This is a genomic window from Peterkaempfera bronchialis (assembly GCF_003258605.2).
Classification (GTDB): Bacteria; Actinomycetota; Actinomycetes; order Streptomycetales; family Streptomycetaceae; genus Peterkaempfera; species Peterkaempfera bronchialis.
Genome location: NZ_CP031264.1, coordinates 6,967,572 through 6,988,325, shown reverse-complemented (window position 1 = coordinate 6,988,325; position 20,754 = coordinate 6,967,572). Strand labels below are relative to the sequence as shown.

The 20,754-nt window shown below is 71.3% G+C and carries 23 protein-coding genes; 15 read left to right on the top strand and 8 right to left on the bottom strand.

Annotation, left to right across the window (positions count from 1 at the left end; all coding sequences use genetic code 11):
- Nucleotides 1-14: 14 nt before the first annotated feature.
- The 4 genes from C7M71_RS29890 to C7M71_RS29875 all read right to left on the bottom strand — a co-directional run bounded on the left by C7M71_RS29890 (nucleotide 15) and on the right by C7M71_RS29875 (nucleotide 3,126).
- The gene (locus C7M71_RS29890) at nucleotides 15-584 is read right to left on the bottom strand and encodes a DJ-1/PfpI family protein (RefSeq protein WP_111490491.1); all 570 of its coding nucleotides are present in this window, start codon (nucleotides 582-584) and stop codon (nucleotides 15-17) included.
- Nucleotides 585-643: 59 nt separating this feature from the next.
- Nucleotides 644-1,048 (bottom strand): Rid family hydrolase, encoded by a 405-nt coding sequence (locus C7M71_RS29885; RefSeq protein ID WP_111490490.1) that lies wholly within the window; start codon nucleotides 1,046-1,048, stop codon nucleotides 644-646.
- Nucleotides 1,049-1,134: 86 nt separating this feature from the next.
- Complete coding sequence (locus C7M71_RS29880) at nucleotides 1,135-2,067, bottom strand: PDR/VanB family oxidoreductase (RefSeq protein WP_111490489.1); 933 nt, start codon at nucleotides 2,065-2,067, stop codon at nucleotides 1,135-1,137.
- Between the two features lie 33 nt (nucleotides 2,068-2,100).
- Nucleotides 2,101-3,126 carry an aromatic ring-hydroxylating oxygenase subunit alpha gene (locus C7M71_RS29875; protein ID WP_111490488.1) on the bottom strand — a complete coding sequence of 342 codons (1,026 nt, stop codon included), beginning with the start codon at nucleotides 3,124-3,126 and terminating at the stop codon, nucleotides 2,101-2,103.
- Nucleotides 3,127-3,298: 172 nt separating this feature from the next.
- Here C7M71_RS29875 and C7M71_RS29870 point away from each other — a divergent pair, with 172 nt between their 5' ends.
- Nucleotides 3,299-3,928, top strand: coding sequence for a TetR/AcrR family transcriptional regulator (locus tag C7M71_RS29870; protein ID WP_111490487.1), 630 nt, complete (start codon nucleotides 3,299-3,301; stop codon nucleotides 3,926-3,928).
- Between the two features lie 82 nt (nucleotides 3,929-4,010).
- Nucleotides 4,011-4,271, top strand: a complete 261-nt coding sequence (locus tag C7M71_RS29865) for a MarR family winged helix-turn-helix transcriptional regulator (protein WP_111490486.1) — start codon at nucleotides 4,011-4,013, stop codon at nucleotides 4,269-4,271.
- Here C7M71_RS29865 and C7M71_RS29860 read toward each other — a convergent pair.
- Together C7M71_RS29860 and C7M71_RS33035 are read right to left on the bottom strand one after the other, a co-directional pair.
- Nucleotides 4,238-5,353 carry an alkene reductase gene (locus C7M71_RS29860; RefSeq protein WP_111490485.1) on the bottom strand — a complete coding sequence of 372 codons (1,116 nt, stop codon included), beginning with the start codon at nucleotides 5,351-5,353 and terminating at the stop codon, nucleotides 4,238-4,240. The genes C7M71_RS29865 and C7M71_RS29860 overlap by 34 nt on opposite strands.
- 40 nt (nucleotides 5,354-5,393) lie before the next feature.
- Nucleotides 5,394-5,630: an NAD(P)-binding domain-containing protein gene (locus tag C7M71_RS33035; RefSeq protein WP_322975210.1), complete on the bottom strand. Its 237-nt coding sequence runs from the start codon at nucleotides 5,628-5,630 to the stop codon at nucleotides 5,394-5,396.
- Nucleotides 5,631-5,798: 168 nt separating this feature from the next.
- Here C7M71_RS33035 and C7M71_RS29850 point away from each other — a divergent pair, with 168 nt between their 5' ends.
- The 5 genes from C7M71_RS29850 (at nucleotide 5,799) to C7M71_RS29830 (ending at nucleotide 9,564) form a co-directional block, all read left to right on the top strand.
- A complete protein-coding gene (locus C7M71_RS29850) occupies nucleotides 5,799-6,095 on the top strand; it encodes a hypothetical protein (protein WP_175607610.1) in 297 nt (98 codons plus the stop codon).
- Nucleotides 6,096-6,645: 550 nt separating this feature from the next.
- Nucleotides 6,646-6,885 carry a hypothetical protein gene (locus C7M71_RS29845; RefSeq protein WP_111490484.1) on the top strand — a complete coding sequence of 80 codons (240 nt, stop codon included), beginning with the start codon at nucleotides 6,646-6,648 and terminating at the stop codon, nucleotides 6,883-6,885.
- 11 nt (nucleotides 6,886-6,896) lie between these two features.
- Entirely contained in the window at nucleotides 6,897-8,210 is a 1,314-nt protein-coding gene (locus C7M71_RS29840) for a PP2C family protein-serine/threonine phosphatase (protein WP_229759007.1), read from the top strand.
- Nucleotides 8,211-8,470: 260 nt separating this feature from the next.
- The gene (locus C7M71_RS29835; protein WP_162824475.1) at nucleotides 8,471-8,935 is read left to right on the top strand and encodes a hypothetical protein; all 465 of its coding nucleotides are present in this window, start codon (nucleotides 8,471-8,473) and stop codon (nucleotides 8,933-8,935) included.
- 92 nt (nucleotides 8,936-9,027) lie between these two features.
- A complete protein-coding gene (locus C7M71_RS29830) occupies nucleotides 9,028-9,564 on the top strand; it encodes a hypothetical protein (protein ID WP_111490481.1) in 537 nt (178 codons plus the stop codon).
- Between the two features lie 39 nt (nucleotides 9,565-9,603).
- Here the strand turns inward: C7M71_RS29830 and C7M71_RS29825 are convergent, their stop codons facing one another.
- Nucleotides 9,604-10,014 (bottom strand): DUF5997 family protein, encoded by a 411-nt coding sequence (locus C7M71_RS29825; RefSeq protein WP_111490480.1) that lies wholly within the window; start codon nucleotides 10,012-10,014, stop codon nucleotides 9,604-9,606.
- Nucleotides 10,015-10,070: 56 nt separating this feature from the next.
- On the opposite strand from C7M71_RS29825, the gene C7M71_RS29820 reads away from it, so the two are divergent.
- Both C7M71_RS29820 and C7M71_RS29815 read left to right on the top strand, forming a co-directional pair.
- The gene (locus tag C7M71_RS29820) at nucleotides 10,071-10,850 is read left to right on the top strand and encodes a LysR family substrate-binding domain-containing protein (RefSeq protein ID WP_111490479.1); all 780 of its coding nucleotides are present in this window, start codon (nucleotides 10,071-10,073) and stop codon (nucleotides 10,848-10,850) included.
- Between the two features lie 102 nt (nucleotides 10,851-10,952).
- Complete coding sequence (locus tag C7M71_RS29815; RefSeq protein WP_111490478.1) at nucleotides 10,953-12,788, top strand: glycoside hydrolase family 15 protein; 1,836 nt, start codon at nucleotides 10,953-10,955, stop codon at nucleotides 12,786-12,788.
- A gap of 28 nt (nucleotides 12,789-12,816) precedes the next feature.
- Here C7M71_RS29815 and C7M71_RS29810 read toward each other — a convergent pair whose 3' ends face one another.
- Nucleotides 12,817-13,803: a LacI family DNA-binding transcriptional regulator gene (locus C7M71_RS29810; protein ID WP_162824473.1), complete on the bottom strand. Its 987-nt coding sequence runs from the start codon at nucleotides 13,801-13,803 to the stop codon at nucleotides 12,817-12,819.
- Between the two features lie 210 nt (nucleotides 13,804-14,013).
- Between C7M71_RS29810 and C7M71_RS29805 the strand changes: the two genes are divergently transcribed.
- The 6 genes from C7M71_RS29805 (at nucleotide 14,014) to C7M71_RS29780 (ending at nucleotide 20,649) form a co-directional block, all read left to right on the top strand.
- Nucleotides 14,014-15,648 carry an ABC transporter substrate-binding protein gene (locus C7M71_RS29805; RefSeq protein ID WP_162824471.1) on the top strand — a complete coding sequence of 545 codons (1,635 nt, stop codon included), beginning with the start codon at nucleotides 14,014-14,016 and terminating at the stop codon, nucleotides 15,646-15,648.
- Nucleotides 15,649-15,836: 188 nt separating this feature from the next.
- The gene (locus tag C7M71_RS29800) at nucleotides 15,837-16,781 is read left to right on the top strand and encodes an ABC transporter permease (RefSeq protein WP_111490475.1); all 945 of its coding nucleotides are present in this window, start codon (nucleotides 15,837-15,839) and stop codon (nucleotides 16,779-16,781) included.
- Complete coding sequence (locus tag C7M71_RS29795) at nucleotides 16,781-17,698, top strand: ABC transporter permease (protein ID WP_111490474.1); 918 nt, start codon at nucleotides 16,781-16,783, stop codon at nucleotides 17,696-17,698. Before C7M71_RS29800 ends, C7M71_RS29795 begins: the two co-directional genes overlap by 1 nt.
- Nucleotides 17,695-18,702 carry an ABC transporter ATP-binding protein gene (locus tag C7M71_RS29790; protein ID WP_111490473.1) on the top strand — a complete coding sequence of 336 codons (1,008 nt, stop codon included), beginning with the start codon at nucleotides 17,695-17,697 and terminating at the stop codon, nucleotides 18,700-18,702. The genes C7M71_RS29795 and C7M71_RS29790 overlap by 4 nt, the downstream gene beginning before the upstream one ends.
- Complete coding sequence (locus C7M71_RS29785; RefSeq protein WP_111490472.1) at nucleotides 18,692-19,555, top strand: ABC transporter ATP-binding protein; 864 nt, start codon at nucleotides 18,692-18,694, stop codon at nucleotides 19,553-19,555. The genes C7M71_RS29790 and C7M71_RS29785 overlap by 11 nt, the downstream gene beginning before the upstream one ends.
- Nucleotides 19,552-20,649: a C45 family autoproteolytic acyltransferase/hydolase gene (locus C7M71_RS29780; protein ID WP_111490471.1), complete on the top strand. Its 1,098-nt coding sequence runs from the start codon at nucleotides 19,552-19,554 to the stop codon at nucleotides 20,647-20,649. Before C7M71_RS29785 ends, C7M71_RS29780 begins: the two co-directional genes overlap by 4 nt.
- Nucleotides 20,650-20,754: the final 105 nt, after the last annotated feature.

The window sequence follows — 20,754 nt, the reverse complement described above, 5'->3', positions numbered from 1 at the left end:
ACTGGTACGCCCGCTCAGCCTGCCGCCACCGGCGCCTGCTCCCGCAGCAGAGCGACGACCCGGCGCATCCACACCGGGTGGGCGGGCCATGCCAGACCGGAGACCAGGTTGTCGTCGACCACCACCTCGTCGCCGGCGTAGTCGGCCCCGGCCGCCTCCAGGTCGGCGGAGATGGTGGGCCAGCCCGCCGTACGGCGGCCCTTGAGCGCTCCCGTCGCGGCGAGGATCAGGGGTCCATGGCACTGGACCGCGATCACCTTCCGCTCGCTGACGAAGTGGTCGACGATACGCCGCACATGGCTGTCGTAGCGGAGGTACTCCGGGGCCCGCCCACCGGGGATGACCAGCGCGACATAGTCCTCGGGCCGCACCTCGGCGAAGGCGAGGTCGGCGTCCCAGAGGTATCCGGGCTTCTCGGTGTAGGTGTCGAACCCTTCCACGAAGTCATGCACGACCAGCTGGATCTTCTTCTTGGAGGGCGCGGCGAGGTGGACCTCGTACCCCTCCTCCAGCAGCCGCTGGTGCGGGTAGACGGTTTCCAGCGCCTCGGAGGCGTCGCCGGCGAGGATGAGTACGCGGGGCATGGGGGATCTCCTACAGAGGGTGGTGGGAGGCTGTGCGGTTATCGAAGTCCGGGTGGGCGCTATCGCCGGACGGCGGTCGCGGTGATCTCGACCAGCTGGCCGGGGTGCAGCAGCCGCTGCACCTGCACCCAGGTCGCCACCGGGGGGACCGCCCCGAAGGCGGCGCGGAACAGGTCGGCGTGCGCGGTGAGCGCGTCGATGTCGGTGGTGTAGACGGTCACGGACACCACGTCGGCCAGCCGGGCGCCGACCTCCCCGAGGGAGCGCCGCAGGATGTCCAGCTCGAACTCCGTCTGTCCGCGCAGGTCGTCGGGGCAGACGAGTTCCAGCGCGTCGACCTCGCCGCGCAGCGGCGTCATTCCGGACAGGTGGATGGTGTCGCCGACGACCACGGTCTGTGCAAAGGCGAAGGTGTCGAACACCGACGCACCGAGGTAGTCGGCAGCGGACAGGAGACTGGCCATGGGGATCCCTTCTCTGGACTCTCGCTCCGAGAGTCGGGGACAGGTGGGGTGCCTTGCGTTCCCTGCGGGAGGGGGCGGGCAAGGCGCTAGAGATCGAGCACCAGCCGGGACGATGTGCAGCGGGAGACGCAGATCATCATGCTGGTGCCGGAGGCGCGCTCGTCGGCCGAGAGCACGGAGTCCCGGTGGTCGGGGGTTCCCTCGACCACCTTGGTCTCGCAGGAGCCGCAGGTGCCCTGGTAGCAACTGCCGACGTTGGCCAGGCCGGCCCGCTCGACCACATCGAGGATGGAGGTCCGGGCGGGTATGCGCAGCGTCACCCCGGAGCGGACGAGTTGGACGTCGAAGGCGGTGTCGTCCAGGGGGTGCTGCTGCGCCACCGGTGCGAAGCGCTCGATATGGAGGGCGCCGGGCGGCCAGGACCGGTCGTGCTCCTCCACTGCGGCGACGAGTCCGGGAGGTCCGCAGCAGTACACCGCCGTTCCCTCCGCCAGGCCGTCCAGCTCCGCTGCCAGGTCGAGCCGTCCGTACTCGTCCTCCGGGCGGAGCCGGACCCGGTCCCCGTACCTGCCGAGTTCGCTGAGGAACGCCATGGAGGACCTGCGCCGGCCGCCGTAGAGCAGTGTCCACGGCACTCCGGCCCGCCCGGCCTGGTCGATCATGGGGAGCAGCGGGGTCACGCCGATCCCGCCGCCGATGAACAGGTAGCGCGGCGCCGGAAGGAGGGGGAAGGCGTTCCGGGGCGCACCGACCGTGACGAGGCTGCCGACCCGGAGCCCGTCGTGGACCCACTGCGATCCCCCTCGCCCTCCGGGTTCGCGGTACACCGCCACCCGCCATGCGTCGCGGCGGCGCGGATTGCCGCAGAGCGAGTACTGGCGGACACCGGCGGGCGTGTGCAGGTCCACATGCGCGCCCGGCTGCCATGAGGGCAGCCGCCTGCCGTGGGGTTCGGCAAGGGTGAGGGAGACGATGTCGTCGGCTTCCCAGCGCAGTTGCCGGACACGCAGCTCGGTCATCGTGGGCATCCGAGGTCGTGACGGGACGCGGCGTCAGTTGATGAAGTCACGCGACGGGTGCGTCCGGGGGAAGTCGCGGACGTACTGGAGGAACCGGTTGAGCGCCTTGTCGCTGCGGGTCGTGGTGCCCGGCCGGAAGTGGATGGTGTTCAGCACCGGGCGGTCGTCCGCGACGATGCTCTCCTCAAGCGCCTGCACGGAGTCGAGGAACGCCTCGGTGTCACCCTGGTCGCCGTCGTCCTCCCGGGCTGCCAGCACCAGGAACGAGGTGATGGCGCCGGGCTGGGGGATGCCGAAGGGCATGATGAACCCGAACCACCGGCCGTTGACCGAGCCCGACTGGTAGAAGATGTTGGTCCCGGTGATGCCGATCTCGTAGGAGATGGGGTCACCGGAGGGCAGCCTTCCCTCGAAGCCGTACCGGAAGGAGTGGTCGGTCCAGGTGAACTGCTCGGGGTCGGGGTCCCCGTTGTCGAAGGTGATGCCGTGCAGCGCCTTGATGTGCTGGATGTCCGGGGTGTTGGCGCAGAAGACCCACGGGTCGACGGGGAAGATCTCGTCCAGCTCCAGCGTCCGCACCACCAACTCGCCGTCGGGGAACGGGAAGTCCGGCAGGTCGAAGGTGGGAGTCTCGCCGTTGAAGGCCCAGACCAGCCCGTACCGCTCCTGCACCGGGAAGGCGAAGAGCTGCGCGCGGGGCGGCGCCGGGTCGCCGCAGCCGGTGCCGACGCAGGCGCCGGAGCCGTCGAAGCGCCAGTGGTGGAACGCGCAGCGGAGCTGCCCGTCGTGGACGTCGCCCACCGAGAGGTCGGCACCGAGATGCGGGCAGTAGGCGCTCAGCACCTTTGCCGCCCCGTCCGGTCCCCGGTACACGACGACCCGGCCGTCCAGGAAGTCGCGGCCCACGACCTTCCCGCTCGGCACGTCCGAGGAGAGGCAGACCGGGAACCACGACCGGGAGAATCCGCCCTCCCCCTCAGGCGGGACCGGCGGCGCCAGGATGCGGCGGCGGGCTGGTGGGGTGGATTGCTCGATGGACGTTGCGGATGTTGCGGACATGGAGACTCCCTACAGACGTCCGGGGCACCGGCTCCCGGAAAGAAGATTAGAGTTAAGGCTCTAGCCGCGTTTCTGGAGTATTAGCTCTAGGGGTGCCGGTGTCAACGAGTTGCACACACTTGCCTCGGCGCGGGTGCCGACGGCGAGAAGACAGAGCGGAGGCCAAGGAACCATGGCGGGCACAAAGGACCGGATCCTCGATGGGAGCCTGGAGCTGTTCAACAGCAGGGGCGTCCAGGCGGTGACGACCAATCACATCGCGGACCACCTGCAGATGAGCCCCGGGAACCTCTACTACCACTACCGCAGCAAGGAGCACATCATCCGCTCCCTGTTCGAGCGGATCGACACCACCGCCCGCGCGGTGATGGCCCCGCTGTCGGCACCGGTGAGTCCGCAGCAGTGGGCCGAGGTCTTCCTCCACGGCCTGGACACGGTCTGGCGGTACCGCTTCTTCTTCGCCAACATGGTGGAGATCGCCGGGCGGGACGAGCTGCTCGCCTCCCGGCTGAGGGATCTGACCGCCTGGATCCTCGACTGGACCACCAGCGCGATCGACGCCCTGATCGAGCAGGGCTCGATGAGGGCGCTGCCCCACGACGACCGGCGCCGCCTGGCGGAGGACGTCTTCATCATCATCTGGAACTGGACCAGCTTCGCCGTCGCGTTCCGCGGGCACACGCGGCTGCATGAACTCGACGCGCGCGAAGGCGTGCTCCACTCGATGCTGCTGCTCATGCCGCACTTCGAGCCGGAGTTCGCCGAGCGCGTCCAGGCCGCGATCGACCAGGCCACAGCCTGACGGGACGGGTGCGGCGACGCGGGGCGGGTGGGGGACGGGGGGACGGACCGTGAAAAGAGACCCGGCAACCCCCTCGGGGGCGGTGATCCGGATTCAGTCCCCGAGGAACCGGATCTCATGGCCACCGGACGGCCGCGCCGTCCTGGTCTCGCTCACCCCGCACGGCAGAAAGCTCACCGATCAGTGCACCGCCGAGATCAGCTGCCGCATCACCACGCTCACCGACCACCTCACGCCCACCCAGCGCACCCAGCTCACCCGGCTCGCCACCGCCCTGGTACGCCGGGCCGGCGCCGACGGGGCCGGTGGTCAGGGGCCGGTGGTGGCGGGGGCTGCCGGGTAGTCGGTGTAGCCGGCGGGACCCGGGGTGTAGAAGGTGGCGCGGTCGGCTTCGGCGAGGCCATGGCCATGGGTGAACCGTTCGACCAGGTCGGGGTTGGCGATGTACGGGGCACCGAAGGCGACCGCGTCCGCCAGCCCGGCGTCGAGTACCGCGTTTCCCGTGGCCTGGGTGAAGCCGGCGTTGACGATCAGGACGCCGGCGAAGAGCGGGCGATAGCGGGCGAAGGGGGCCAGGTCGCGGTCGGGGGTGGACGTGGCTGCGGCCGGGCTGTTGTCCACCAGGTGCAGGTGGGCGAGGTCGGCGCCGGCGAACTGCTTGGTGATCTCGTCGTACTCGACCAGAGTCTCCTCGTCCGCCGTGAAGGCGTGGCCACTGACCCAGTACGGGGAGAGCTTGACGCCGATGCGGGGGGTGTCCCACACCGAGGTGACGGCGTCGAGGATCTCGAACAGGAGGCGGCTGCGGTTCTCCAGGCTGCCGCCGTGGGCGTCGGTCCGCCGGTTGAGCCGGGGGTTGAGGAACTGCGGGATGAGGTGCTGGCCCTGGGCGTGGATCTCGACGCCGTCGAAGCCCGCGCGGCGGGCGTTCAGGGCCGCGGTGCGGTAGTCGGCGACGGTCTGCCCGATCTCGCGGACGGTGAGGGCCCTGGGGGTGACGGTGCCCTTGAGGCCCGTCGGGGTGAAGGACTGCTCGCCGGGGTTGACGGCGGACGGCGCGACCGGCGGTTCGCCGTCGAAGTGGTCGGGGTGGGAGACCGAGCCGACATGGCCGAACTGGGAGAAGATCCGGCCGCCGCGTGCGTGGACCGCGTCGGTGACCTCCCGCCAGGCCACGGCCTGGGGGTCGGAGTAGATGCCGGGGACGTTGATGAAGCCGATGGACTGCCGGTTGACCCAGGTTCCCTCGGAGATGATCAGTCCGGCGGAGGCCCGCTGGGCGTAGTAGCGGGCGTGCAGTGCGGTGGGCGCGAGGCCGGGGTTGGCGGCGCGGGCGCGGGTCATCGGGGCCATGACGACCCGGTTGGGCAGGTCCAGGTCGCCCAGGGCGAGGGGGCGCAGCAGGGGCTGGGGGGCGTTGTCCATGGGTGTGCGGTCCTTCTCTGGTGGGTGGGTGTGCGGGGGGTCAGTCCTGCTTGAGGAGGTGCAGGCCGGACAGCGGACCGCCGAGCTGCATCAGGCGGCCCCCGTCGCGGAGGCTGCCGAGGTCGACCGGGGCGAAGCCGAACTGGTCGGCGAGCCGGTGGAAGCGGGCCTTGGCGTCCGGGTCGTCTCCGGCGTAGAAGAGCACCCGCCGACCTGCCGGGTGGCGTGGGTCGGCCGCGATGTACGGGCCGTACAGGGTGTTGAACGCCTTGACCACACGGGCTCCGGGCAGCAGCGAGGCGACGTATTCGCTGCCGGTGAGGTCGCCGAGGTCGGCAATCCGCGTGTCCGGTGGCAGCCGCGTGAACTGGTTGGTCGCGTCGACGACGATGCGGCCCTGCCAGTCGGGGAGCCCCCCGACGGCGGCTGCCCCTCGGCCTCGCTGGTGGTGGACTCCTGGCGGCAGAGCGAGGCCGTCCAGACCGCGTACGCGGAAGGCGTGGAGGGCTATCTGTCCGGCTTCGCCACAGCACTCTCCGCGCAGACGGCCCGGAACGGCAGGCCGCTCACCGAGCAGGAAGCCCGTGACCGGGCCGTACGCATGCTGAGCGAGCTGGTCGGGGCCATGGTCCTCGCCCGCGCCGTGCGGCACGCCGACACCGCCCTGTCCGACACCTTCCTCCACACCTGCCGCACGCGCCTCGCCCAGGAGGCCGCCCACCCCGGGGTGTCACACCCCTGAGCGTGTGACGCATGCGTCCTGGGGCGCCGTCAGTGGGCCTCACCCCTTGGCGTTGGAGGACCAGATGGGGTTCCAGGGGGTGAGCCGGTATCCGGGGTGCGGGGGCAGCTGGGTGTCCGGCCACTGGCGCTTGGGCGGGTCCCCCTTGCCGTAGACCGCGAGAGTGTGCCACGGCTTCAGGCTGGAGGCAGGTCCGGCGCACGGCAGAGCGTGGCGGACGGCGGCAGGAGCAGTGGCAGGAGTGCCGCCGACGGGGCAGCATGGAGGTCAGGCGATGAGGCTCGCCCTTGCCCGCACCCGTCGGTGCCGATGGCCTCTACCCCGCAGCGAACCCGGGAGGCCGTCATGGGCGAACGCCGCCGCCCCGGCATCCTTCACGACTCGTCCGAGGGCCCGTGCGGCCCGCGCGCGGCAGCCGGGGTGTGATCATGTCCCCCCTGTCCCTGTGCCAGGTCACCCTGACGTTGGTCCCCGGCGCCAGCGTCGGCGGGGCGCTCCTCGCCCGGCGGACCAGCGGCAGCGCGGGCTCACCGCGATGAGTGCGGCGAGTGTGACCAGCTTGGCCGGGGCGGCACTGCCCATCGCCGTGGGTGCCCTTGTCCCCGGTCCCTCCTGGACCGTCGCCGTCCTGGCCGTCGCCGCGCTGACCGGGCTCGGCGGCACCCTGGCCCGCACCATCACCGGACCGCCCATCCGCTGGGCGGCATCGCGGTCACCTGGCGCGGCATCGACCGGGCACCGCCGGGAACCGGGGTGGCGGCACGGTACGGACATCCACAAGACGGAATGAGGCGGACCCCGATGAGCCGCAGAGCACCAGCAGCTGCCCCGGACTCCCACGGGCATGCCTCCACCCGGCTGCGCCTGCTGGCGGACATCAGCTTCGCGCTGGCCAGCAGCCTGGACGCGGAGGAGGCCCTGCGCCGCCTGTCGCACCGGCTCGTCCCGCAGCTCGCCGACGCCTGTGTGGTGGACCTGGTGGACGGCGAGCGGATTCGCCGGATCGCCGTCACCCACCGCGACCCCGACCGCGCCCTCCGGGTCATGGGCCCGGGTCTGCTTCCCGGGCCCGACGACTCCGCCGACCCGCTGGCCCGCGTGCTGCGCGGCGCGGGTCCGCTCGCGCTCGCCTCCCCCGCGCGGGCGGCGGAGCCCGGCTCCCTGGAGGCCGTGCAGCAGGACCTCTACCGCATCCTGGACGCCGGCCCGGTCCTGATCGTGCCGATGCGGGCCCGCCGCCAGGTGCTGGGCGCGCTCACCCTGATCCGCCCGCCCCAGGCGGAGCCCTTCGACGCCGAGGACCAGTCGCTGGCCAGCGATCTGGGCCACCGGGCCGGACTGGCCCTGGAGAACGCCCAGTTGTACGCGTTCCAGCAGAACACCGCCGAGCAGTTGCAGCGCTCGCTGCTGCCGGACCTGTCCGGCCTGGACTGGCTGCCGCTCGCCGCCCGCTACTCCCCCGCCCGGGAGCGCGCCGAGGTGGGCGGCGACTGGTACGACGCCTTCCCGCTGCCCGTCGGGCCGACCGTGCTGGCGATCGGCGATGTGATCGGCCACGACCTGGCCGCCGCCGTCCGAATGGGGCAGCTCCGCAATATGCTGCGCGCCCTGGCCTACGACAGCGGTGACACCCCGGCCGGGGTGATGCGCCGCCTGGACCGGGTCATGCAGGGCCTGACCTCGATCGAACTCGTCACCGCCGTGATCGCCCAGCTACAGGCGCCCCCGGCCGGTCCCTGGACGCTGACCTGGACCAACGCCGGACACCCGCCGCCGCTGCTCACCCTGCCCGACGGCACCGCCCAACTGCTGGAGGGCGGTCACGCCCCCATCCTCGGGCTGGACCCGGCGACGCCCCGGACGGACGCCCATATCGCCGTACCACCGGGTGCGACCGTGCTCCTCTACACCGACGGACTGATCGAACGCCCCGGGGAGGACATCGGCCACGGCTTCACCCGCCTGCGGCAGCACGCCGCGAACCTGGCCTCCGCCCCGCTCTCCGTCTTCTGCGACGAACTGCTCGACCGGCTGACCACCGGCTACCAGGACGATGTCGCCCTGCTCGCCTTCCGGGTACCGCACCGCGCACCGGTCACTCCAGACAGCCCGTGAGCCGTTCGTAGGAGTGGCGGGCCCGAACCGGCGCAGCATCCTGCGGACACGCCGCCGGCTGCCGCCGGTACGGCGCTGCGGTGGTGTCGGCGGCGCGCTGAGACCCACCGCCGTCCACCCATCAGCACACCTCCCGGTGGCGGGCAATCCGTCCCGGACCGGAAGGTTCGTACAGAAAGGTCACGGATCAGCGCAACCGCCCTGATGTGCCGTCACCACGCCGTTACCCTGGGCGACACATCCGATGCACTGGGGGGACCATGCAATCGCACTCCGCTGCCGGGGGCAGCCCGGACGGATCGGCGCACAGACCGGGGAACGACGTCCGACGGCTCGCCCAGCGGGTGGTGGACCGCTGCGCACCGCAGGAGTCGGCGTACTACGACCTGATGGCGGACGCGTTCTTCACCCGCCGCCCGGTGCCGCTTCGCCCGGGACGGCGGCGCCCCCGGGCGGCGGGGTTCGGCCTGGCCGAGGGGGCGGCGCTCTCCGGCGCGGCCTTTCTCTACAACGTCCTGCTGGCCGCCTGCGTCGCCGGGCTGGCGGTGCTCACCCTCGCGGTCCACTGCTGCCACCCCTGGTGGGCCCGGCCCCGCAGGGCGATCGGCCTCGGCGAGCTGGGCGCGGACCCCCGCCGTCGGCTGCTCGGCCGGGGCCGGCTCCCCGCCGAGCCGGCCCTGGACGCGGCGGAACTCTACTGCGGGATCACGGGTCGGCTGCGGTGACGCACACCAGCGGCTGCGCGGCCGGTCGGCCGTGTCATGCCACTGTCGAAAGCTCTTCCCCTCGGTGGGCCACCTTTGGGATGATCACGTCCATGGCACACCCCTCCCCGGTCTACGAATCGCGCTACGGCTGGCACCGCCGCTCCGTCCTGGGAGTGGTCGCCGGCCTGGTCCCCACGGCACTCGCCGTCGCCCTGCGGCAGCCGGTGTGGTTCATCGTGGTGATCACGGTCCTCACGGGCGGCACCGCGTTCCTCATCGCCGTCGTCGTGGCCGGCAGCCGCCGGGTCGCCGTACGGATCGACGACCACGGCGTGACGCTGGGCCGGGTGCCGCTGCCCACCGGCTCGCGGACACAGGTCGTTCCATGGGGCGACATCGAGTCGATCCGCGTGTGGCATCTCCGGCTGGCCGGCAGCAACCGGTCGAGGGGGCGGTACCTCAGCGTCGACCGACGCGCAGGAGCGCCCCCGCTCATCGGCCATCCGGATGTGTTCCGGCCCCAGCATGTGGCGCTGGAGATCCCGCCTGCGAGCAAGAGGCTGTCCTGGTGCGAGCTGGACCCCGCGCGGCTTCAGGCAGCAGCCGCCGCCTTCGCACCGGAGGTCCGCATCATCCTGGAGGACTGACGCGAGATCTGCGTCCGATCTCCGGCGGCGGGCGTCCGGTCAGGCTTGGACGCGGAGCGCGGCTTCCTCCTGCTTCCGGTGCAGCTCCTTGATGCGCAGCGCTTCCTTGCGGACGTCGACCTGGTTGGCGCGCTCGTGCTGGAGCCACATGGGGTTGTCCGACTTCAGGGCCTCGATCTGATCCTTGGTGAGCGCTTCGGTGATTCCGCCGCGGGCGAGACCCGAGATGGAGACACCGAGCTTCGCCGCGACGACGGGCCGGGGGTACGGTCCGTTGAGTCGCAGCTCGACCAGCCAGGCGGGAGGCTCGGCCTGGAGCGCGTTCAGGTCTTCGCGGGAGACGACACCCTCTTGGAACTCGGCGGGGGTGGCCCCGAGGTAGATGCCCAGTTTCTTCGCCGCTGTCGCGGGCTTCATCGTCTGGGTCTTCTTCGGCTTGGGTGATGTCATGGGGCCAAGAGTACCGAGCGCGTGGGCTCCGGATCACGGCCGGTAGCCTGGCCTGCGTGACAGACTCGCAGGCAGCCCCACCGTTCCGGCTCGCGTACGTTCCAGGAGTGACGCCCACCAAGTGGTTGCGCATCTGGGAGGAGAGGCTGCCCGACGTCCCGCTCACCCTGGTCGCCGTCCCCGCCGCCGAGGGAGTACAGGTACTGAACGGCGGCAGCGCCGATGCCGGGCTGGTGCGGCTGCCGGTCGACCGGACCAGCCTCAGCGCGATCCCCCTCTACACCGAGACCACGGTGGTCGTCCTCCCCAAGGAGCACGCGATGACCACGGCCACCGAGGTGACCGTCGGGGATCTGGCCGACGAACTGGTGCTGCACCCCCTGGACGACACCCTGGAGTGGGAGACCCCGCCCGGGCTGCCCGCGAAGGAGCGCCCCGGCAGCACGGCGGACGCTGTCGAGCTGGTGGCGGCGGGGGTGGGCCTCCTCGTCGTCCCGCAGTCGCTCGCCCGCCTGCACCACCGCAGGGACCTCACCTACCGGCCGGTCGTGGATGCGCCCCAGTCGCAGGTCGCGCTGGCCTGGCCGCAGGAGGAGACCACCGACCTGGTGGAGGAGTTCATCGGGATCGTGCGCGGGCGGACGGTGAACAGCTCACGGGGTCGCGCCCCGGCCGCCGCGGAGCCGAAGCAGCAGCCCAAGCAGAAGCAGAAGCAGGCCGCCACGGGGGGCAAGCGCCAGCAGAGCACCGGCGGCGGCAGGACCGGCGGGCGCCCGCGCAGCGGTTCCCGCAGCTCGGGCACCGGTAAGCGCGAGAAGCCCCGGCGTCGCTCCTGAGCGCTGCGCGGACGGCCGCGACCGGCGCCCGCCGGTGCGGCGTTCTACCCTGGTATGTCGGAGTTGTTCGAATGACGGCCCCGGACTGGCAGGGAGGCCGACATGGTCTTCGAGAACGCCGGATTCAGGCAGGTGGATTCCACACGCAGCCTGCCGATCGCCGAGCACGGTCTGATCGGCGATCTCCGCACGGTGGCGCTGGTGGGCACCAATGGCACCATCGACTGGTACTGCTGCCCGCGCTTTGACGCGCCCAGTGTGTTCGCCTCGATCCTGGACGCCGAACGGGGCGGGTCGTTCACCCTGGCCACCGAGGTTCCGGCCCGGACCCGGCAGTTCTACTTCCCCGACACCAATGTCCTGATCACCCGCTTCTTCGCCGCCGACGGGGTGGGGGAGATCCAGGACTTCATGCCGGTCAGCGACGCGCCCCGGGAGGGCGACCGGCACCGGCTGATCCGGCGGGTGATCTGCGTACGGGGGTCGCTTCCGTTCACAGCGCGGGTGGCGCCCCGCTTCGACTACGGGACCGCGCCGCACACCGTGGACCTCCGGCACCACCAGGCGTTCTTCCGCTCCCGGTCGCTCTCGCTGGCGCTGACGGCCACCGTGACGATCGAGCGTGACGGCCCGGACGTGTTCTCGCGCTTCAAGCTCCTGGAAGGCGAGTCCGCGGTGTTCGCCCTCGACCACCTCGGCGACGAGGTCATGCCCCGGGCCTGCCCCCGGGCCGAGGCGGAGGAGGAGTTCGAGGCCACGGTGAGGTTCTGGCGGCACTGGCTGTCCGCCTCGCGCTACCACGGGCGGTGGAGGGAGATGGTGCACCGCTCCGCGCTGTCGCTGAAGCTGCTCACCTATGCGCCGACCGGGGCGGTCGTGGCCGCGCCGACCACCAGTCTGCCCGAGCAGATCGGCGGCGAACGCAACTGGGACTACCGGTACGTATGGGTCCGCGACGCCGCCTTCTGCATCTACGCCCTGCTCAGGCTGGGGTTCACCTCGGAGGCCGAGGCATTCATGGGCTTCCTCTTCCAGCGCTGCCTGATGCGGGGCGACGACGCCACCGGGCCGATGCAGATCATGTACGGCATCGACGGGCGCCGCGACCTGCCCGAGCACCTCCTCCCCCACCTGCGGGGCCACCTGGGATCCGCCCCGGTACGGGTGGGGAACAGCGCCGCCACCCAGCTGCAGCTGGACATCTACGGGGCGCTGATCGACTCGGTCTACCTCTACGACAAGTGGGGGCAGCCGATCGGCAGCGACCGGTGGGATGCGGTGGCCGCCCTGGTGGACTGGCTCTGCGACCACTGGGACCAGCCCGACGAGGGCATCTGGGAGACGCGCGGCGGGCGGAAGAACTTCCTGTACTCACGGCTGATGTGCTGGGTGGCCATCGAGCGGGCCATCCGGATGGCCAACCGGCGCGGCCTGCCCGCCGACCTCATCCGCTGGCGGCAGAACCGGGATGCCGTCTACCGGCAGATCATGCAGCGCGGCTGGTCCGCCGAACGGGGCTCCTTCGTCCAGCACCTGGACGGCACCGCACTCGACGCCTCGGTGCTGATGATGCCGCTGGCCAAGTTCGTCTCGCCCACCGACCCCAAGTGGCTCACGACCCTGGATGCGCTCAGCGCAGAGCTGGTGTCCGACTCCCTGGTCTACCGCTACGACCCGGAAGCCAGCCCGGACGGGCTGCGGGGCACCGAGGGCACCTTCTCGATCTGCTCCTTCTGGTACGTCGAGGCGCTCACCCGGGCCGGGCGCCTGGAGGAGGCCCGGCTCGCCTTCGAGAAGATGCTCACCTACGCCAACCACGTCGGTCTGTACGCCGAGCAGATCGGGCCCACCGGCGAGCAACTGGGCAACTTCCCGCAGGCGTTCACCCATCTCTCGCTGATCAGCGCCGCGTTCAACCTCGACCGCACCCTCGGCTGACACCGACCGGTCCGGCCGACCCGGCCGGTCACAGAGCGCGGGCGGTGGAGGCGCGCTCATGCAGCACCGCCGGCGCGATCCTCGGCGGCACCGGTTCCGCACCACCGGCCAGACGCTCCAGCAGGAGTTCCACGGCGAGCCTGCCGGTCGCCTCGGGAGCGAGCTCAAGAGCCGTGATCCCGGGGGTGGCGAAGCGGGTGTGCTCGCTGTCCGACCCGGCGGCGACGAGGAGGCGGCCGGGGATGTCCCAGCCGAGCGACATCGCCACCCGCGCGATGCTGACGGCGTGGCGGCCGGTGTTGGCCAGGACGGCGTCCGGCGGAGCCGGGCGGGAGAACAGCACTCCCGCGACCTCGGTGCCGCCCTCCTCTCCGCGCTGCTCGGGGACCCGCTCCAGGATCGGCTCCTGGCCGCGCTCCTCGGCCCAGGCGAGGTAGGCCGCGATCGAGTCGTGGTTCCAGGCGTTGTCGTCCGTACCCGCGACAAAGGCGATCCGGCGCCCGCCGCGAGCGACGAGCAGATCGAGCATGCGGCGGGTCTCGGCACGGTCGTCGGTCCCGGCCCACCAGATGTGCTCGGGGCGGGCCGGGTCGCGGCCGACGCTGACCACGGGCAGTCCCTGGTCGAGCAGTTCGGCCAGGACCGGGTCGCCGACGAACGGGTCCACCACGATGCCGCCGTCCAGGTTCATGGCGGCGGGGACGGAGGACCGGGTGAGGTCGGGTACGAGCATCAGCCCGAACCCCCGGTCGAGCGCCGTGGTCGCGGCGGCTCCGGCGAGCCGGACGAAGTGGTCCACGCCCTGGAGCGTGTAGCCGATGGCGTCCAGCGGGCGGATGGCCAGCGCGATCAGCCCGGTGCGACCGCCGCGCAGGCTCTGGGCGACGGGGTTGGCCCGGTACCGCAGCTCGTCAGCCATGCGGAGGATGCGCTCACGGGTGGCGGGCGCGACCGCGCCCTTGCCGTTGAGCACATGGGAGACGGTGGTCACCGACACCCCGGCCGCACGTGCCACATCACGGATCGTCACCCGCCCGGATGAAGCCATCACGCTCTGCCCAACCTTCCTGAGACCGTCGCGGAAAAAACTACACCCAAAACGATTGACCAAAACGTTTTGGTAGGCAACTCTACCCACCGAGGTGTCCACCCCCGGTGGATGCGGTGTCCAGCGCACGCCAGGTGCCGCCGCCGCATCACCGGGGACAGGCCAGGAAGGGCTGAAGTGCGCAACAGAGCGTTTGTCGCCTGCGCTGTCGCAGGCGTGATCTCGCTGGCCGGATGCGGGAATCCGGCACACCCCCCGAGCGGTGACCGGAGCACCGACGCGGGAACACTCGTCGACACCCCGGCCGCCAAGGGCGACGCGGACCGGGTGACATGGAACGTGCCCTATGGCGAGCCCACCTCGCTGGATCCGCTCAAGTCGGCGAACTACCCCGAGAACGAGGTGCTCTCCAACCTCTGCGAGAGCCTGATGCGGGTCAACCCCGACTACTCCGTCACGCCGGGGCTCGCCGAATCGGCCAGCCACCCCACGCCCACCACCTGGGTGTACGACCTCCGCAAGGGCGTGAAGTTCTGGGACGGCAAGGAGATGACGGCCGATGACGTCGTCTACAGCCTGAAGCGCCACATGGACCCCGCCGAGGGCTCGTTCTGGGCCTCGTCCATGCTGACCGGCAATATCGCGAGCATCGAGAAGACCGGCGACCTCCAGGTCACCGTGACGCTCAAGAAGCCGGACGTCGTCATCAACCAGTACATGGCGACCCCGCTCGGCGCGATCACCGAGGCCGCCTTCACCCGGCAGGCCGGAGCCAAGTTCGGCACCCCGGACAAGGGCGTCATGTGCACCGGCCCCTTCTCGCTCAAGTCGTGGGACAAGGGCTCCCAGATCACGATGGTGCGCAATGACTCCTACTGGGACCAGGCGCGCAAGGCCCATGCCAAGGAGTTCGACTTCCGCTTCATCGTGGACCCGGCCACCCTCACCAATGCGCTGAAGACCGGTGAGATCGACGGTTCCTACGACGTCCCGACCGACGCCGTCGACCAGCTGTCCAACGCCGCCAACGGCACGCTCTACCTGGGCAGGTCCATGCAGTTGGTGGCCATCATCGGCACCGGGGAAGGCCCCTTCGCCGACCCGAGGCTGCGCACCGCCCTGCTGGCGGCCGTCGACCGGGAGGCCATCGCCAAGACCGTCTTCGCCGGAACCGCCGCGCCCCTGCGGTCGGTGGTGCCCCCCGGCTCCTCCTCCTATGCCTCCGAGGTGTACGAGAAGGCGTACGACAAGCTGCGCCCCACCACCGTGGACATCGACGGCGCCAAGAAGCTGGTCGAGGAGGCCGGCCGGCCCAGCGGGCCGATCGTCATCGCCTATCCCAGCGAGCGGACCGTCTACGAGGACATCCTCGCGGAGGTGCAGAGCTCCGGAAAGAAGATCGGCCTCGACATCCGGCCGCAGGGCGTGCCGAGCGCCCGGTACGGCGCGCTCTTCTCCGACGCCGAGGCCCGCAAGGGCTACTCGGGGTTCGTGACCACGAACTACCTCGATGTGCCCGAGCCGCTGGCCTTCCTGCGGAGGCACATCGACCACGGGTCCCCCGACAACTACGACAACTTCACCGACCCGGAGATCACCACGCTGCTGGAGCAGGCATCGGCGGAGACCGATGACACCAAGCGGGCGGAGCTCACCACCGAGGTCGAGGCCAAGTACATGGCCAAGACCCCCTGGCTGCCGATGGTCGCCCCCTCGACCCGGCTCTTCATGAACAGCAGGATCACCGGGGCGCCCGCCTCCTTCGACTACCTGTACTACCCGTGGGCCGCCGCCGTGGGTTCCGCCAAGTGAGCCGGCACCTGCCCGCCGGCCCCCGCTGACCCGCCGGCCTCCGCCGGACCACCGGCCTCCGCCGGCCCACCCGCCCCGCCGGACCACCCCTCTCCCGGTGCGGACCCCTTCTCCACCGCAATCCCGGCGGGAAGCACGGCGGCATGCCCCGCCGTGCTCCCCCGCCGGCTTCTCCAGCAGGAGCCGCCATGCTCGGATTCCTCTTCCGACGCTTGCTCGGGCTGGTCGCGACCCTGATCGTTGCCAGCTTCCTCATCTTCAGCGCCCTCTACCTCGCACCGGGCAGGCCGGAGACCTTCCTCACCCAGGGACGCTCGATCAGCCCCGAGGCGCTCGCCTCGATCCGCGCCCAGTACCACCTCGACGAGCCGTTCCCGCTCCGCTACTGGGACTGGATCACCGGCGTCGTCCGCGGGGACCTCGGCCAGTCCCTGGTCTTCCGGCAGGATGTGTCGAGCCTGCTCGCCCCGCGGGTCGGCTCCACACTGCTGCTCACCCTGTACGCCGCCGTACTGATCGTCGTCTTCGGCGTGCTGGTCGGCGTGGTCTCCGGGCTGCGCGGCGGCCTGCTCGACACGACCTCGGTGGTCGTCACCAGCATGGGCTTCGCCGTCCCCACCTTCTTCGCCGCGCTTCTGCTCATGGACCTGTTCTCGGTGCAGCTCGGCTGGTTCCCCGTCTTCGGGTCCGGCGAGGGCCTTGCGGACCGGCTCTGGCACCTCACCCTGCCCGCGATCGCGCTCGCCATCCCCTCGGGCGCGGTGGTCGCCCGGATCACCCGTACCTCGATCATGGAGGAGAAGGAGTCCGAGCATGTCGCCATCGCGACCGGGCGCGGACTCCCCCGCTCCCTGGTGGTCCGGCGGCATGTGCTGCGCAACGCCCTGCTGCCGGTGACCACGATCGTGGGCGTCAACATCGCGGCCCTGATCGCCGGCGCGACCGTGGTCGAGAAGGCGTTCTCGCTGGACGGCCTCGGCTCCGCGCTGGTCGATGCGGTCAACCAGAAGGACTTCGCCGTCGTCCAGGCCATCGCGCTGGCCCTCGTGGTCTCGTTCGGCCTGGTCAACCTGGCCGTCGACGTGCTCTACGCATGGCTGGACCCCCGGTTCCAGCTGGGAGGGAAGCGCTGATGAGCGACACCGCCACCGTCCCGGAGAGAGCCACCCCGGGCTCCACCGCAAAGGCCGACCGCAACGGCGGTCCCACCGGCCGCCGGAACCCCGTCCGCCGCTTCGTCCGCCATGTCGGCGTCGCCGGTACGGTCTCCGCCGCCGTCATCGCCCTGCTGGCCGTCGTCGCGCTCCTCGCCCCCTGGATCGCTCCCCACGACCCGCTCCAGCTCGACCTCGCCGGTACCTACCAGCCGTCCAGCGCCGAGCATCTGCTCGGCACGGACAACTCGGGTCGCGATCTGCTCTCCCGGCTGATCTGGGGCGCCCGTACCAGCCTGCTGGGCCCGCTGATCGTGGTCACGGTCACCGCCGTGCTGGGAACCGCGCTCGCGCTGGCCGCAGCCTGGTTCGGCGGCCGGGTCGACAATCTGATCTCCCGCCTGCTGGACGTGCTGTTCGCCTTCCCGAGCCTGCTGCTGGCCGTCATCGTGATCGCGATGTACGACCGGGGGCTGCTCCAGGCGTCCCTCGCCCTCGCGGTGGGCTTCACCCCGTACACCGCACGGGTGCTGCGCAGCGTCTCGCTGCGCGAACGCATGCTGCCCTACGTCGCGTCCGGCGAGATCCAGGGCTTCTCCGGATTCGTCATCTGCATCCGGCAGATCCTGCCCAACATCACCCCCCAGATCCTCACCGGTGCCACCATCAACTTCGGGACCGCCATGATCGAACTCGCTGCGATCTCCTTCCTCGGCCTCGGTGTCCAGCCGCCCACGGCCGACTGGGGCCTGATGGTCTCCAGCGGCCAGGCGTCCCTGGTGAAGGGGTTCCCCCAGCAGTCCCTGTACGCGGGTCTGCTGATCGTCCTCACGGTCGCGGCCTTCAGCGTGCTGGGCGAACGCCTCGGTGGCCGCAAGGCGGGGGGACGCGCATGAGCCCGCTGCTGCGTCTGGACGCTCTCCATGTGACGTTGAACGTCGAGGGCGAGCGACGTCCCGTACTGCATGACGTCTCACTCGACGTCGCGGCGGGCGAGGCGGTCGGCCTGGTCGGCGAGTCCGGCTCCGGCAAGTCGATGACGGTGCGCTCCATCCTGCGGGTGCTGCCGCGCGGGGCCGAGGCGTCCGGGCGGATCGACTTCGACGGCGCCGACGTCCTGGCCATGCCGGGCAAGGAGCTGCGGCGCTTCCGCTCCCATGACGTCGCGGTGATCCATCAGGACCCGCGTGCCGCGATCAACCCCGTCTCGACGGTCGGGGACTTCCTGGTGGAGGCGCTGATCGCCAACCACCGGGAGGATGCGCGGGAGGCGCGCGCCCGCGTCCAGCGCATCCTGTCCGACGTCGGCATCCCCGACGCCGCGCGCCGGATGCGCCAGTACCCGCATGAACTCTCCGGCGGGCTGCTCCAGCGCGTGGTGATCGCGGCGGCGCTCGCCGTCCGCCCCCGGTTGATCCTCGCGGACGAGCCCACCACGGCGCTGGATGTCACCACCCAGTCCGAGGTGATGGGCATCCTGGACGAGATGCGCCGGGAACACGGCCTGGCCATGCTCTTCATCACCCACGACCTGGAGCTGGCCGGTGCGGTGTGCGACCGGATCGCGGTCATGTACGCGGGTTCCATCGTCGAGGAGGCCAGGCCGCAGGCGCTTGAGGACCGGCCGAGGCACCCGTACAGCCGGCTGCTGCTGGACTCCCGGCCCCGGATCGACCAGGTCGCGGACCGCCTGGAGGTGATCCCGGGACGGCCGATCTCGGCGTTCGAGGCCGGTTCCGGCTGCGCCCTGGCGCCTCGGTGCCCGTACGCCGAGCCGGAGTGCACGGCCACCGCGCCCGTCCTGCGGCCGGTCGGTGAGGGGCGGGTCAGGTGCCACCGCACCGAGGAGTTGGAGTCCGCTCTGCGGCGTTCGGACAAGGAGGCGAGCGATGCCGTCTGACGACAACCCCGTGGTGGAGGTGAGCGGGCTCGGCAAGGTGTTCCGCGTCCGCCGCCCCGACGGCCGGGGCTCGGCCGACTTCACCGCCGTGGACGGTGTCGGCTTCAGCGTCCGGGCCGGGGGCGCGCTCGCGATCGTGGGCGAGTCCGGTTCCGGCAAGTCCACGGTCGCCCGGATGCTGGTCGGCCTGGAGACGCCCACCTCCGGCGAGATCACCGTCCTCGGCCGCCCCCGCCGGGCGGAACGCGTCGGGGCGGCCGAACGGCGCCGGCGCGGACGCGAGATCCAGATGGTGTTCCAGGATCCCTATGGCTCCCTCAACCGGCGCAGATCGGTCCGCGACGCCCTGGGCGAGGTGGTCGATCTGCACTTCAAGCCCTCCCGGACGGAGCGCGAGGACCGGATCGCCCGGCTGCTGGCCGATGTCGGCCTCGACGAACGGCAGTCCCGCGCGCTTCCCTCCGCGCTCTCCGGCGGTCAGCGGCAGCGGGTCGCCATCGCGCGTGCCCTCGCCGCCGAACCCAAGGTGCTGGTGCTGGACGAAGCGGTGGCCGCCCTGGACGTCTCCATCCAGGCGCAGATCCTCAACCTGCTGGCCGACATCCGGGAGCGCACCGGTCTCACCTACCTCTTCATCAGCCACGACCTGTCCGTCGTACGGCAGATCAGCGAGGAGGCGATCGTCATGCGCAAGGGCCGGATCGTGGAGTCCGGCCCCACGGCCCGCATCCTCGACGACCCGCACCACCCCTACACCCGGATGCTGCGCCGGTCCGTACCCGGACCCGGCTGGAAGCCGCGCCGCATCAGCGAGGACGAGCGCAGGGCGCTCGCCATGGAGGAGACATCGTGACCACCCCTACGGTTTTCCGGTCGGCCAAGGCAGCCCCCGGTGATCGCGGGCAGCAGCTGGGCAGGGCCTTCCCGGAGCCCATCCGGCACGCCGCCACCTTCTACGACCAGCTGTTCGCCGCAACGGGCGCGGCCCCGCAGGAGGTCACCGACTGGGGTCTGCGGGCCTTCGAGCACATCGCCGCCTGGGCCCCGGAGCTGGCCGAGGAGATGGACGGCATCGCCCGGGGTGCGGGCCTGCCGCTGTGGCGGATCGCCGCGCTCAACGCCCGCACGGAGATTCTGGGCCGCTTCGGCCGGATCCAGCAGCCGGAGTGCTCAACGGCCGTGTACACCCCCGCCGATGGGCGTCCGCCGGTCACCGCGCAGACCTGGGACTGGCATGACGGCATGCGGGACGGCTGGTTCGTCTGGACCATCGAGCACCCTGACGGCCGGGTGGTGCACACGGTGACGGAGTACGGCATCGTCGGCAAGATCGGCGTCAACACGGCCGGTCTGGGCCTGCACTTCAACATCCTCGGCCACACCTCGGACAAGTCGGCCGAGCCGGCGGAGTCATGGATACCGGTGCATGTGCTGGCCCGGCGGATGCTCGACACCTGCGCCGACGTCCCCCAGGCCGCCGCACTGGCCACCCGTACACCCGTTGCGGCCTCCAGCTCGCTGACGCTGGCCGACCACGCGGCGGGGCGGGCCGGCGCGGTGGCGGTCGAGCTGAGCCCGGCCGGATCGGTGCTGCTGCGCCCGCGTGACGACGGCTATCTGCTGCGGACCAACCACTTCGTCGACCCGGCACTGGCCACCGGCGAGGTCATCGGAGCCGAGGACAAGGGCACCTACGACCGGATGGACGTCCTCCAGGAGCGTACGGCGGCCCTCGGCGAGCCGGACCGGGCGGCGCTGATCAAGGCGCTCACCTGCCATCTGGACGAGGGTGCGGAGATCTGCAGCCACCCGCAGCCGGACGCGGCGCTCGGCACGCGCTGGGAGACGCTGGCCACGGTCTCCCTGGACATCGTGCGGGGAGGGCTCGCCGTGCATCGGGGCGGGCCGTGCACGGCCGATCGGGAGTCCTGGGTCGACGTCGCCTGATGAGGGGACGCCGTGGGGGCGGCCCGGTCCGGGCCCGCTTCGGGACGCGTCGAGGTGGGTGTCCAAGGCGACCACCGGGTCGGGCCGGAGCGCCAGGGCGGTGAG

Coding starts and splice junctions, on each gene's coding strand:
- C7M71_RS29890 (WP_111490491.1), bottom strand. CDS start 584: ATGCCCCGCGTACTCATCCTCGCCGGCGACGCCTCCGAGGCGCTGGAA.
- C7M71_RS29885 (WP_111490490.1), bottom strand. CDS start 1,048: ATGGCCAGTCTCCTGTCCGCTGCCGACTACCTCGGTGCGTCGGTGTTC.
- C7M71_RS29880 (WP_111490489.1), bottom strand. CDS start 2,067: ATGACCGAGCTGCGTGTCCGGCAACTGCGCTGGGAAGCCGACGACATC.
- C7M71_RS29875 (WP_111490488.1), bottom strand. CDS start 3,126: ATGTCCGCAACATCCGCAACGTCCATCGAGCAATCCACCCCACCAGCC.
- C7M71_RS29870 (WP_111490487.1), top strand. CDS start 3,299: ATGGCGGGCACAAAGGACCGGATCCTCGATGGGAGCCTGGAGCTGTTC.
- C7M71_RS29860 (WP_111490485.1), bottom strand. CDS start 5,353: ATGGACAACGCCCCCCAGCCCCTGCTGCGCCCCCTCGCCCTGGGCGAC.
- C7M71_RS29840 (WP_229759007.1), top strand. CDS start 6,897: ATGAGCCGCAGAGCACCAGCAGCTGCCCCGGACTCCCACGGGCATGCC.
- C7M71_RS29835 (WP_162824475.1), top strand. CDS start 8,471: ATGCAATCGCACTCCGCTGCCGGGGGCAGCCCGGACGGATCGGCGCAC.
- C7M71_RS29830 (WP_111490481.1), top strand. CDS start 9,028: ATGGCACACCCCTCCCCGGTCTACGAATCGCGCTACGGCTGGCACCGC.
- C7M71_RS29825 (WP_111490480.1), bottom strand. CDS start 10,014: ATGACATCACCCAAGCCGAAGAAGACCCAGACGATGAAGCCCGCGACA.
- C7M71_RS29815 (WP_111490478.1), top strand. CDS start 10,953: ATGGTCTTCGAGAACGCCGGATTCAGGCAGGTGGATTCCACACGCAGC.
- C7M71_RS29800 (WP_111490475.1), top strand. CDS start 15,837: ATGCTCGGATTCCTCTTCCGACGCTTGCTCGGGCTGGTCGCGACCCTG.
- C7M71_RS29795 (WP_111490474.1), top strand. CDS start 16,781: ATGAGCGACACCGCCACCGTCCCGGAGAGAGCCACCCCGGGCTCCACC.
- C7M71_RS29790 (WP_111490473.1), top strand. CDS start 17,695: ATGAGCCCGCTGCTGCGTCTGGACGCTCTCCATGTGACGTTGAACGTC.
- C7M71_RS29785 (WP_111490472.1), top strand. CDS start 18,692: ATGCCGTCTGACGACAACCCCGTGGTGGAGGTGAGCGGGCTCGGCAAG.